Below are 12505 nucleotides of genomic sequence, written 5' to 3'. Positions count from 1 at the left end.
CGCGGCCGCGAGGCCCTGCTGCCTCGCGGGCGCCCCCGGCGCGGCGGCTGCCGGCCGGGCCGAGGCGAGCCCGGGCACCTGGAAGAAGCGGGTGAGCTGCTGGAGCGCCTCGGCCTGGGAGGCCATCTCCTCCGCGGTCGAGCTGAGCTCCTCCGCGGCGGACGCGTTCCGCTGCGTGACCTGATCGACGACCGCCATCGCGCGGGCGACCTGCTCCACGCCCTGCGACTGCTCCTGCGACGCGGCCGCGACCTCCTGGACGAGCTCGGCGGTGCGCCGGATGGCCGGCACGAGCGCGGAGATGAGCCCCCCGGAGCGCTCGGCGACGCCGACGCTCGACCCCGCCATCGCGCCGATCTCCTTCGCCGCCTTCTGCGACCGCTCCGCGAGCTTGCGCACCTCGGTCGCGACCACCGCGAAGCCCTTGCCGTGATCGCCCGCGCGCGCCGCCTCGATCGCGGCGTTCAGCGCGAGCAGGTTGGTCTGGTAGGCGATCTCCTCGACGATCGAGACCCGCTCGGCGATGCCGCGCATGGCCACCACGGTCTCGCGGACCGCCGCGCCGCCCTCCTCCGCGTTCTGCGCGCCCTCCCGCGCGGTCGTCTCGGTGTGCAGGGAGCTCTCGGCGTTGCGCGAGATCGACGCGTTCATCTCCTCGAGCGAGCTCGTCGTCTCCTCCACGCTCGCGGCCTGCTCGCCGGTGCCCTGCGAGAGCGCCTGCGAGGTCTCGGAGACCTGGGCGGACGCGCTCGAGAGCGCCTCGGCGCCGGCGCGGACCTCGCCGATGACCTGCGCGAGCCGCGCCGTCATGTCGGCCATGGCCGCCTGCAGCCGCCCGACCTCGTCCCGCCGGTCCACCGCGAGCCGCAGCGTGAGGTCGCCGCCCGCGATCCGCTGCGCCGCTTCGACCGCGCCGGCGAGCGGCACCGTCACCGAGCGGGTCACGAGGGCCGCGAACAGCGCCGCGATCACGAGCGCCGCCCCGACGAGGGCGAGCGCCAGCGCGCGGGCGTCGGCGTAGGCCGCGTCCTGGCGGACCATGGCGGCCTCCATGCCGGCCTCCGCGCCCGCGACGATCCCGCCGCAGGTCTCCGCGAGCCGCTCGAGCCCCGGGTCGAGCTCGGTCTCCATGGCCCGGACCGCCCCGGCACGATCGCCCGACTCGAGGAGCCGCTCGACACGCTCGTGGTGGAGCTCGACCTCGCCGAGCAGGCGCTGCGTCTCCCCGAGGGCGCGCAGGTCGCCCTCGCCGGCGAGCTTCGCGAGCCGGCCGCGGAGCTCCTCGGCCCGGCGCCGCGCCTCGTCGAGGCCGGCGACCGCGGTGCGGACCCCGGCGGCGTCGTCGGCGAGCAGCATCTCGTCGGCGAACGTGGAGATCGCGCGCGCCTCCTTCTCGAGGGCATGGGCGAGCTGCGCCTTCGTCCAGACTCCGCGCGCGATCTCCTCGTTCAGCCGGTGCATGTCGGCCATGGCGCGGAGCCCGAGGCCCCCGACGCCGACGAGAAACGCGCACAGGATCCCGAATGCGACGGTGAGGCGCGTCCCGATGCTGAGGTTCTTCACGTGGTCCTCCCGCGGCTGCGTGCCGCGCGGGACCCCTTTGCGGGGCACGTGCCGCCGCGACGCGGCATTCGACCGCAGCGGCCGCGCCGAATCCGTCAGTGACTTCGCCACGTTGGCGCAGCCGTCCCCGGTCCGCGGTGTCCGGGTGAACACCTACCCTGGGTCCCCGGTCGGGGCCAAGGCAGCGTCCCAGGGCCCTACGAGCGACGGGCGCAGCGGCGAGACCGCTCGCGCAAAAGGCGGCGTCAGGCGAGCTCGGGCACGTGCCGCGCGAGCACCCCTCGGAGCTCGGCGAGGTCGGGCCGCCGCGCGAGCGCGTCGCGCACGTAGCGCAGCGAGGCGGGGATGGAGACGAGGAAGCCGGGGTTCCCCTTCACGCGGTCGATGAAGACGAAGCGGCCCGCGTCCTTGAGCTTGCGCTGCACCGTGAGGAGGTCGAACACCTCGCGGAAGGGCTCGTACGCGAGGCGCGGCCCGCCCTCGGCGGCGAGGCGGTCGAGGTAGCGGCGGAGCATCGCCTCGACGAACGCGCCCTCGAGCTCGACGTAGCTGTCGCGCAGGAGCGCGACGAGATCGTACTGGCGCGGGCCGAGGAGCGCGTCCTGGAAGTCGATCACCGCCTGCTCGCCGCCGGGCAGGACCATGAGGTTTCGCGACTGGTAGTCTCGGTGAGTGAATCCCTTGGGCTCCGCGTCGAGGGCGCGGGCGATCCGGTCGAAGTCGCGGTCCACCACCTCGCGCTCGCCCGGCGTGAGCGTCGCGCCCTTCCAGGCCTCGAGCAGCCACTCGCGGAAGTGATCGAGCTCCCAGCGGTAGAGGTCGAAGTCGAAGCTGCGCGTGAACGCGATCGAGCCCGCGGGGCGCGCCTCGGCGGCGGCGCGGAGCCGCGCGAGCTGGTCGACCGCGCGCTCGTAGAGCGGCGCCTTCGGGTCGCCGGCGAGCAGCCGCGTCTCCAGCATGTCGTCGCCGAGGTCCTCGAGGACCATGAGCCCCTCCGCCTCGTCGAAGGAGAGGATGCGCGGGACCCGGACGCCCAGGGAGGCGAGGTAGCGCTGCACGTCGACGAACGGGTTCTCGGCGGGCGCCCCGCCCTTCGTCACCTCCTCGGGCTTCGCGTCGGGCGGGAGCACCATCACGACGTGGGAGGCGGGGGGCGCGCCGACGCGCCAGTAGCTCCGCAGCGAAGCATGGCCCGCGAGGCGCCGGACCGGCACGTCGCCGGTGGCGCGGCCGGTCGCGCGCGCGATCGCGCCGCGGAGGCGCGCTTCCGTCAGGGGATCGTTCATCTGGGTCGTCTCTCCTGCCCGTCGTCCGGAGCCGGCGGGTCGCGTTGACGGGGCTGGAACCGCCTGCCTATAACGCGCGGTCACCGGCCGATCTGCCGCGGCGGCCTGGACGGAGCGCCCATGCCCTACCACGAAGACGTCCTCTCCGCGATCGGCCACACCCCGCTCGTCCGGCTCCGCAAGCTCGTCGGTCCCGAGGACGCGACGGTGCTCGTGAAGCTCGAGTACCTGAACCCGGGCGGCTCCATCAAGGACCGGATGGCGGTGCACATCATCGAGAAGGCGGAGAAGGCGGGGCTCCTCCGCAAGGGCGGCACCATCGTCGAGAACACGAGCGGGAACACCGGCGTCGGCGTCGCCATCGCGGCGGCGGTGAAGGGCTACCGCTGCATCTTCACGATGCCGGACAAGATGTCGAAGGAGAAGCAGGACACGCTGAAGGCGTTCGGCGCCCAGGTCGTCATCACGCCGACGAACGTGCCCGCCGACTCGCCGGACAGCTACTACTCGGTCGCGAAGCGCATCGCGGCGGAGACGCCGAACAGCTTCTACCTGAACCAGTACCACAACGTGGACAACATCGAGGCGCACTACCGGAGCACCGCGCCCGAGATCTGGGAGCAGACGGGCGGGCAGCTCGACGCCTTCGTCGCGGGGCTCGGCACCGGCGGGACGATGAGCGGGTGCGGGAAGTACTTCAAGGAGAAGAACCCCAGGATCCTGAACGTCGGCGCGGACCCGATCGGCTCCGTCTACCACTCGATGTTCAAGACCGGGAAGCTCTCGCAGCCGCACGTCTACAAGGTGGAGGGGATCGGCGAGGACATGATGTGCGGGGCCATGGACCTGTCGGTCCTCGACGACGTGCGCCAGGTGAACGACCAGCAGGCGTTCACGATGGGTCGCCGCCTCGCCCGCGAGGAGGGCATCTTCGCCGGCGGCTCCTCGGGCGCCGCCGTCCACGTGGCCGTGCAGCTCGCCCGCGAGCTCGGCAAGGGGAAGACCATCGTCGTGCCCCTCCCCGACGGCGGCCGCGCCTACATCTCGAAGATGTACTCGGACGAGTGGATGCGCGACAACGGCTTCGCCCTCGACGGCGCGGAGCCGGTCGCGAGCGCCACCGTGAAGGACGTGCTCGGGCGCCGGCGCGGCGAGGTGATCACCGCGCGCAAGACCGACAAGGTCGAGGTGGTGGTCCGGGCAATGAAGGAGCACGACATCTCCCAGATGCCCGTGGTCGACGACGCGGGCCGCGCCATCGGGATGATCCACGAGTACGACCTGCTCAACTTCCTCATCGAGGGGAAGCACCGGCTCACCGAGCAGGTCGAGCCGCTCGTCCAGCCGCTGCAGGGCGTCGTCGGCGCCGACACGCCCGTCGGGCGCCTGCGCGACATCTTCAACGACGACCACGTCGCGGTGGTGAAGGAGGGCGACCGCGTGACGGGCATCGTCACGAAGATCGACCTCATCGAGTTCCTGGGCGAGCGGCTCAAGTAGGCGCGCTCGACCGTCGGAGAGCCGTCGCAGGAGGCACACGCACATGGACGACCGGAAGCTCTCGTTCGAGACCCTCGCCATCCACGCCGGTCAGTCCCCGGACCCCACGACGGGCGCGATCATGACGCCCGTCTACCTCACCTCGACGTACGTGCAGGAGAGCCCGGGCGTCCACAAGGGCTTCGAGTACTCCCGCACGCAGAACCCGACCCGGCACGCGCTGCAGGACTGCCTCGCCGCGCTCGAGGGCGCGCGCCACGGGCTCGCGTTCGCCTCCGGGCTCGCCGCCACCGACGCGATCCTCCACCTCCTCGACGCGGGCGACCACGTCGTCGCCTCCGACGACGTGTACGGCGGCACCTTCCGCATCTTCGACAAGGTCTACCGCCGGCACGGCCTCTCGTTCACGTACGTCGACATGAGCGACGCGCGGAACGTCGAGCGCGCGCTCACGCCGCGCACGAAGCTCGTCTGGATCGAGAGCCCCACGAATCCGATGCTGAAGATCGTGGACCTCGCGGCGGTGGCCGCCATCGCCCGCGCGCACGGCGCGCGCACGGTGGTCGACAACACCTTCGCCACCCCGTACTTCCAGCGGCCGCTCGCGCACGGCATCGACCTCGTCGCGCACTCGACGACGAAGTACCTGAACGGCCACTCCGACGTGATCGGCGGGGCCGCGGCCACGAACGACCCGGAGCTCCACGAGCGCCTCAAGTTCCTGCAGAACGCGGTCGGCGGCGTGCCCTCGCCCATGGACAGCTTCCTCGTGCTGCGCGGGCTCAAGACCCTGCACGTCCGGATGGACCGGCACGCCGAGAACGCGCTCGCGATCGCGCGCTGGCTCGAGAGCCACCCCCAGGTCGAGCGCGTCACCTACCCCGGCCTCCCCTCGCACTCGCAGCACGCGCTCGCCCGCCGGCAGATGACGGGGTTCGGCGGCATGCTGACGTTCGTCATCCGCGGCGGCCTCGACGCGGCGCGCGCCTTCCTCCAGAACGTGCGCATCTTCGCGTGCGCGGAGTCGCTCGGCGGCGTCGAGAGCCTCATCGAGCACCCGGCCATCATGACGCACGCGTCGGTGCCGAAGGAGACGCGCGAGGCGCTCGGCATCGCGGACGGGTTCATCCGCGTCTCGGCCGGCATCGAGCGCGCGGACGACCTGCTCGCGGACCTCGAGCGCGGCTTCGCGGCGGCGAAGCGGGCGTAGCTCCGCCGTCCGGCTCAGCCCTCCGCCCGCGCCGCCTCGGGCGCGGCGCTGCTCACCGGGAGGCGCGGGAAGCGCGTCGCGACGAGGAGCGCCGTCGCCGCGATGCCGGCGACGCTCCAGAACACGACGCCCATCGCCCCCTGCAGCGCGCCGCCCACCGCGGCGATCTCCGCCGGCGCGAGCGAGGCGCGCTCGGCGCCGAGCAGCTTCTCGGCGACGCCCGGCGCGGCGCCGGCGCGGCCGAGGGCCGCCGCGAGCACGGCGCCGAGGAGGCCGACCGAGAGCGTGCCGCCGATCGTCCGGAAGAACAGGGTGCTCGCGGTGGCCACGCCGCGCCGGTTCCAGGCCACGCTCGTCTGCACCGCGAGGATGAGCGGCGTGTTGGCGAGCCCGAGCCCGACGCCGTACGCGAAGGTGAGGACCTGCGGCACGAGCACGCTCGTCCCGGGCCTGAGGAGCAGCGCCAGCCCCGCACCCGCGACCGCGCTCGTCGCCAGGCCGCCGAGCAGGAGCCGCCGGTACCCGAGGCGCGGCAGGAGCCGGCCCGCGAGCGTGCTCGCGAGGGGCCAGCCGACGGCCATCGGCGCGATGGCCGCGCCCGCGGTGGTGGGCGAGCCGCCCAGGATGGCCTGCACCCAGAGCGGCACGTAGGTGACCATCGCGAGCATGGCCGCGCCGAGCAGCGCGCCGGTCGCGGACGAGACCGCCATCACCCGCTGCGCGAAGAGATCGAGCGGGAGGAGCGGCTCGGGCGCGCGCCGCTCCACCACGAGGAACGCCGCGAGCGCGGCCGCCGCGACGGGGAGCGCCGCGAGCCCCGCCGCGCTCGAGCGCGCCGCGGCGAGGAGCGCCACGACCGCCACGGAGAGGAGCGCGGCGCCGCCGAGATCGAGCCGGTGCGGGTGGCGCTCGGGGCGCTCGTGGTAGGCGACCGCCAGCACCGCGGCGCTCGCGAGGCCGAAGGGCAGGTTCACCCAGAAGATCCAGCGCCACCCGAGCGTGTGGACGATGGCGCCGCCGAGCACCGGCCCGACGAGGCCCGCGATCCCCCACACCGCGCCGAAGATGCCCTGCATGCGCGCGCGCTCGCGGAGCTCGAACAGGTCGCCGATGATCGTGAGCGAGACCGGCTGGATCGCGCCCGCGCCGAGGCCCTGGATGGCGCGCCACGCGATGAGCGCGCCCATGCTCCCGGCGAAGCCGCACCCGCTCGACCCGAGCAGGAAGAGCGCGATCCCCGCGAGGAGTACGGGCTTGCGGCCGTGGAGGTCCGCGAGCTTGCCGTGGATGGGCACCGTGACCGTCGCGGTGAGCATGTACGCGGCGAAGGCCCAGGCGTAGAGGGCGAGCCCGCCGAGCTCGCCGACCACCGTCGGCATCGCCGTCGAGACGACCGTCATCTCCATGGCGGCGAGGAACGTGCCGAGGAGCACGGAGACCACGGTGAGGGGACGGCTCGTCGCGCGCATGGAGGCGGACCCCTTAGCGCCGCCTGGCGAGAAGGTCAATCCGGCCCCACCGCGCGCATCCCCGCGGGCTGCGCCTTCCCTGGCGCAGCGCACGTTCCGCGCTACATTGCCGCGCATGGTCTCCCCCGCCGCGACCGTGCTCACGCTCATGGCCCTCGCCCTCCCGCCCTCCCGCCCCGCGATCCCTCCCCCGCCGCAGGCGCTCCGCCCCGCCGCGGCCCGCGCCGTGAAGGCGCTCGTGGCGAGGCACGGCGAGGCCGAGCGCGCGCGGGCCGAGCGCGGCGTCGCCCAGGCCGCCGCGTTCTGGCGGCCCGCCGACGGGGACGCGAAGGCGTTCGAGGCGTTCTGCGCCGAGCACTTCCTCCCCGCGGGCGAGGCGCTCGACGCGACGTTTGCGCGCCTCGAGGCGTCGTTCGAGGCGCTCGACGGGCACGCCCTCGAGATCTCCCGCGAGCTGTCGCGCTACGCCCAGCTCGACGAGGGGCCGATGCGGCCGGTGGACGCGCTCCTCGCCGCCTACGACGCCTCGGCCCACGCGATCGACGACCTCTTCGAGGGCAAGGTCGCGTTCGTGGCGCTCCTCAACTTCCCGCTCACCACGCTCGACGAGCGGCTCTCGGCCGGCGCGGGCTGGTCGCGGCGCGCCTGGGCCGAGGCGCGGCTCGCGAACCGCTTCGCGCGGCGCGTGCCGGCGGCGGTGAACCAGGGCATCGCCCGCGCCTCGGCGGACGCCGACCTCTACATCGCCGACTACAACCTCTTCATGCACCACGTGCTCGCCGAGGACGGGCAGCGCCTCTTCCCCAAGGGGAAGCGGCTCCTGTCCCACTGGAACCTGCGGGACGAGCTCAAGGCGCAGTACGCGCAGCCGGACGGCCTCGCGCGCCAGCGCGTGATCGCGAAGGCGATGGAGCGGATCGTCACGCAGACGATCCCCGCGGCGGTCGTGAACGATCCCGCGGTGGACTGGAACCCGTTCACGAACGAGGTGCGCCCCGCGCCCGCCGAGACGGTCGAGCCGGGCGCCGCCCCGCGCGCGGCGGCCGCGAAGGCCTCCGCGGCGCGCGAGCCGGACACCCGCTACGCGAAGATCCTCGCGAACTTCCGCGCGGTGAAGGCGGCCGATCCCTACTCGCCCTCCGCCCCCACCTACATCGCGCGGAAGTTCGAGCTCGAGCGCGAGATCCCGGAGGCGCGGGTCGTCGCGATGCTGGAGGAGGTGCTGGGCGCCCCCGAGATCGGGCGCATCGCGCGGCTCGTGGAGCAGCGCCTCGGGCGCAAGCTCGAGCCGTTCGACGTCTGGTACGCCGGGTTCAAGCCGCGCATCGAGCGGTCCGAGGCGGACCTCGACCGGCTGACGCGGAGCCGCTACCCCTCCGCGCTTGCGTTCGCGACGGAGCTGCCGGTCACGCTGCAGAAGCTCGGCTTCTCGGAGGAGAAGTCCCGCTTCCTTTCGGCCCACATCGCGGTCGATCCCGCCCGCGGCTCCGGCCACGCGATGGAGGCGGCCCGCCGCGGCGACCAGGCCCACCTGCGCACGCGCGTCGGTGCGGACGGCATGGACTACAAGGGCTTCAACATCGCGATCCACGAGCTCGGCCACAACGTCGAGCAGACGTTCTCGCTCTACGGCGTCGACCACACCCTCCTGCGCGGCGTCCCCAACACCGCCTTCACGGAGGCGATCGCGTTCGTCTTCCAGGCGCGCGACCTCGAGGTGCTGGGGCTCCCGCCGCCGTCTGCCGACGCGAAGCGGGTCCTCGCGCTGAACGACCTCTGGGCCGCGTACGAGATCGCCGGGGTGGCGCTCGTCGACCTCGGCATGTGGCACTGGATGTACGACCACCCGAAGGCGACGCCGGCCGAGCTGCGCGAGGCGACGCTGCGCCTCGCGCGAGACGTGTGGAATCGCTGGTACGCGCCGGTGTTCGGCGTGCGGGACGTGCTCATCCTGGCGATCTACTCGCACCTCGTCTCGAACCTGCTCTACCTGCCCGACTACCCCATCGGCCACCTCATCGCGGCGCAGCTCGAGGAGCACCTCGAGAAGCTCCCGCCGGGCAAGCGGCTCGGCGACGAGATCGAGCGCATCACGATCCAGGGGACCCTCGCGCCCGACCTCTGGATGAAGGGCGCGACGGGCGAGCCGGTCTCGGCGCAGCCGCTCATCCGCGCCGCGGCGCGCGCGCTCGAGCGGAGCTGAGGTCCCTCGGAGCCGGCGGCAGCAGCCGGCCGGCGCGGGATCGTTCAGGCCCGCGCGGCGACGTCCCGGGCGCCTCCGCACATCCACGCGCGCGCCGCGTCGGCCGTGCCGATGAACATGCGCCGCGCTCCGGGCGCGTCGTCGTACATGAACACGAGGCCGTTCACGCGGAACGTCACCTCGAACTCGTCCCAGCCGACGTCGCGCGCGTCGCACGGTTCTCCGGGCAGCGCGATCCACAGCCGCCCGCTCGCCTCGTCGCGGCACGGCCGGCCGCGCCTCGCCTCGGCCCAGTGCCGGATCTCCGTGACCGCCTGCGTGGCGCGCAGCATGTGAGGCCTCCTCGACGCGAGTGAGATCCATAACGCTCGAGCCCCCACGCGCACGCCCCGCCGCGGGCGCCTCCGATGCGCATCGTCCTCCCATGGCCAACAACGAATGGACCGACAGCGCGGCGGATGCGGCGGCGAGGGCGGCGCAGCGTCGGGAGACCGGCGGGGCGAGCGTACCGGCCGGCGGGGCGCACGCCCCCGCGGACGTGACGATTCCCGGGCGGCCGGAGCAGGAGGGGCGGACGCCCGGCCGCGAGGTGGGCGCCGACGTGAACGCTCCACCGAGGGCGGAGCCGGAGCAGCAGGTGCCAGGCCGGCGCGGTGCCGCTCCGGAGATCTCTCCGCCGGTGCGCGACCCGACCCCCGAGGAGGCGCCCGAGCTCCTGGGCGAACGCTCCGACTACCCGCTCCTCTACGGGGAGGACCCGGGCGACATCGGGCAGTGAGCAGGTCGAGCGTGGCGCTCGCGCTCCCTTCGCGGGCCGGCGAGCGGGCGGGCGGCTCCGACGCAAGGGCCCGCTCCCGGACACCCCGGCGCCGGGGCCGGCGGTCGAGCGTCCTTCGCAGCGGGACGCCTCCTGCCGGAACCTCCGCGCCGCCGGTGCGCCGCGCGACGCCCCGTGGTTAGGCTCTGTTCGGATCGCGCGGGAGGGACCGATGGGCGGGAGGCGGGGACGCGGCGCGTGGATGATGGGCGGACTCGGGGTGGTGGCGGCGGGCGCAGGCCTCGCGTGGATGGCCGATCCCCGCAGGCGTGGCGTGCTCGCCCGCAGCGCGGGGCGCGCGCTCCACGACGCGGAGGACTTCGTCGAGAGCGGGGCGCGCGACCTCGGCCATCGCGCGGCCGGCGCGGCGCACGAAGCGCGGGCGCGCCTCGCGCACGAGCTCCCCGACGACGACGTCCTGGCGGAGCGGGTCCGCGCGCGGCTCGGACACCTCACCGACCACGCGCACGCGATCCGCGTGACCGCGAACGACGGCGAGGTGGTGCTCGAGGGGCCGGTGTTCAGCGTCGAGCATGCGGCGCTCCTCGCCGGCGTGCGCATGGTGCGCGGGGTCCGCCGGGTGCACGACCGGATGAAGTCCCACGAGACCGCGGACGTGCGGGCGCTCCAGGGCCTCGGCCCGCGCCGGCGTGCCCGCGGCGCGATCCTGCCCATCTCCTCGCCCGCCTACCGCCTCGCGGCGGGGGCCGCGGGCGCGTTCCTCGTCGGGCGCGCCCTGCTCCGCGGCGGGCTCGGCCGGATCCCCGCCGGGCTCGTCGGCGCGTCGCTGCTCGGGCGCGTCCTCGGCGACGCCGGCGAGTCGCGGCGCGCCGACGCGCGCGAGGAGGCGGCGCTCGCGGGGCGCGGCCGGACCACGCCCGCCGGCGCGCAGGCTCGGTCGCGGCGCGCGCCGGAGGTCCACGAGGTGAAGAGCCCCGCGGAGCTCGAGCCGGGCCTCGCGTCGGCGCGGCCCGACCCGCTCCGGCCCGGGCGCGTCGACAGGCCCGATCTGCACGCGCAGGCGGGGAGGTCCGGTGAGGGAGGCGCGGCGGAGGACGTCGCGGAGCACGAGCTCGTGCACGTCGCGCCGCACGAGGGCTTCTCCGCCCCGCCCAAGGACGCCCACGTCCGCGAGGAGGACCTCGGGGCGGCGCTGCCGCACGAGGACGAGGAGCGATAGGCGAAGCTCGGGCCGCGGCGGATCGGTGACCCCGGAAGGCGCGCTTGCGCGCGCGCCCGGTCCGGGGCTTCATCGGGGGATGCACCTCTTCTCCCCGCTCACCCTCCGCTCCCTCACCCTCCGGAACCGGATCGCGGTGTCGCCGATGTGCCAGTACTCGGCCGTCGACGGACGCGCCAACGACTGGCACCTCGTCCACCTGGGCGCGCGCGCCGCCGGCGGCGCGGGGCTCGTCATGTTCGAGGCGACCGCGGTGGAGGCCCGGGGCCGCATCTCCCCGGCCGATCTCGGGCTCTGGGACGACGCCCAGGTGGAGCCCCTCGCGCGGATCGTGCGCTTCATCGAGGGCCAGGGCGCCGCGAGCTGCCTGCAGCTCGCCCACGCCGGCCGGAAGGCCTCGACCGCGCCGCCGTGGGAGGGAGGCGCGCAGCTCGGCCGGAGCGCCGGCGGGTGGCAGCCGGTGGCGCCGAGCGCGCTGCCGTTCAGGGACGGCGATGCGGCGCCGCACGCGCTCGACGCGGGCGAGCTCCGCGGCGTGGTCCACGCGTTCGCCGCCGCGGCGCGGCGCGCGGCGGCGGCGGGGTTCCGGGCCGTCGAGATCCACGCGGCGCACGGCTACCTCCTCCACCAGTTCCTCTCGCCGCTCTCGAACCGCCGCACCGACGCCTACGGCGGGCCGTTCGAGAACCGGACCCGGCTCCTGCGCGAGGTGGTGGCCGCGGTGCGCGCGGAGTGGCCCGAGCCGCTCCCGGTGATCCTGCGGATCTCCGCGACGGACTGGGCAGAGGGCGGCTGGGACGTCGAGCAGTCGGTGGAGCTCGCCCGCGGCCTCGCCCCGCTCGGCGTCGAGCTCGTCGACGTCTCGTCGGGCGGGCTCGTCCCCACCGCGAAGGTGCCCGCCGGACCGGGCTACCAGACCGGCTTCGCCGAGCGCATCCGCCGCGAGGCGCACGTCGCGACGGGGGCCGTCGGGATGATCAGCGCCCCCGAGCAGGCGGACCACGTGATCCGCTCCGGGCAGGCGGACCTCGTGCTCATGGCCCGCGAGCTGCTTCGCGATCCGCACTTCCCGCTGCGCGCGGCGGGGACGCTCGGGCAGGACGGGCCCTGGCCGAAGCAGTACCTCCGCGCGCGCTGAGCGTCGCGGCGAGGCCCACCGCGGCGGCGAGCGCCCCGAGGAGCGTGAGCGGCGGGAGCCGGCCCGGCCACGTCGCCGGCGCGAACCAGCCGGGCGCGCCGAGCGCGGCGCAGTGCACCCCGACGAGCGCGAGCGCGCC

At 74.7% G+C, this 12505-nt stretch carries 10 protein-coding genes; 6 read left to right on the top strand and 4 right to left on the bottom strand.

The annotated features are described in order from the left end of the window. Positions 1–1563 (bottom strand): methyl-accepting chemotaxis protein (locus MNY60_RS21945; protein ID WP_242361876.1); only part of this gene is annotated, 1563 nt, incomplete at its 3' end. A 245-nt stretch (positions 1564–1808) separates the two neighbouring features. Beyond that, positions 1809–2849, bottom strand: a complete 1041-nt coding sequence (locus MNY60_RS21940; protein WP_242341117.1) for an aminoglycoside phosphotransferase family protein — start codon at positions 2847–2849, stop codon at positions 1809–1811. Positions 2850–2969: 120 nt separating this feature from the next. Here MNY60_RS21940 and MNY60_RS21935 point away from each other — a divergent pair, with 120 nt between their 5' ends. Together MNY60_RS21935 and MNY60_RS21930 are read left to right on the top strand one after the other, a co-directional pair. Then, the gene (locus MNY60_RS21935; RefSeq protein WP_242341118.1) at positions 2970–4349 is read left to right on the top strand and encodes a pyridoxal-phosphate dependent enzyme; all 1380 of its coding nucleotides are present in this window, start codon (positions 2970–2972) and stop codon (positions 4347–4349) included. A gap of 43 nt (positions 4350–4392) precedes the next feature. Then, complete coding sequence (locus MNY60_RS21930; RefSeq protein ID WP_242341119.1) at positions 4393–5559, top strand: cystathionine gamma-synthase; 1167 nt, start codon at positions 4393–4395, stop codon at positions 5557–5559. 14 nt (positions 5560–5573) lie between these two features. Here MNY60_RS21930 and MNY60_RS21925 read toward each other — a convergent pair whose 3' ends face one another. Continuing rightward, positions 5574–7028 carry an MDR family MFS transporter gene (locus MNY60_RS21925; RefSeq protein WP_242341120.1) on the bottom strand — a complete coding sequence of 485 codons (1455 nt, stop codon included), beginning with the start codon at positions 7026–7028 and terminating at the stop codon, positions 5574–5576. Positions 7029–7143: 115 nt separating this feature from the next. Between MNY60_RS21925 and MNY60_RS21920 the strand changes: the two genes are divergently transcribed. Further along, the gene (locus tag MNY60_RS21920; RefSeq protein ID WP_242341121.1) at positions 7144–9231 is read left to right on the top strand and encodes a hypothetical protein; all 2088 of its coding nucleotides are present in this window, start codon (positions 7144–7146) and stop codon (positions 9229–9231) included. A gap of 44 nt (positions 9232–9275) precedes the next feature. On the opposite strand, the gene MNY60_RS21915 is transcribed toward MNY60_RS21920, so the two are convergent. Continuing rightward, positions 9276–9563 (bottom strand): hypothetical protein, encoded by a 288-nt coding sequence (locus MNY60_RS21915; RefSeq protein WP_242341122.1) that lies wholly within the window; start codon positions 9561–9563, stop codon positions 9276–9278. Between the two features lie 92 nt (positions 9564–9655). Between MNY60_RS21915 and MNY60_RS21910 the strand changes: the two genes are divergently transcribed. From MNY60_RS21910 to MNY60_RS21900, 3 genes are all read left to right on the top strand, one after another. Continuing rightward, positions 9656–10009, top strand: coding sequence for a hypothetical protein (locus MNY60_RS21910; protein WP_242341123.1), 354 nt, complete (start codon positions 9656–9658; stop codon positions 10007–10009). A 241-nt stretch (positions 10010–10250) separates the two neighbouring features. Next, positions 10251–11228, top strand: coding sequence for a BON domain-containing protein (locus MNY60_RS21905; RefSeq protein WP_242361873.1), 978 nt, complete (start codon positions 10251–10253; stop codon positions 11226–11228). Positions 11229–11307: 79 nt separating this feature from the next. Continuing rightward, positions 11308–12366 (top strand): NADH:flavin oxidoreductase/NADH oxidase, encoded by a 1059-nt coding sequence (locus MNY60_RS21900; RefSeq protein WP_242341596.1) that lies wholly within the window; start codon positions 11308–11310, stop codon positions 12364–12366. Positions 12367–12505 lie beyond the last annotated feature (139 nt).

The sequence above is a fragment of the Anaeromyxobacter sp. SG17 genome (genome assembly GCF_022690695.1).
Taxonomy (GTDB): Bacteria; Myxococcota; Myxococcia; order Myxococcales; family Anaeromyxobacteraceae; genus Anaeromyxobacter; species Anaeromyxobacter soli.
Note: the sequence above shows the minus strand (reverse complement) of the source record. Positions and strands in the feature narration are given on the sequence as shown.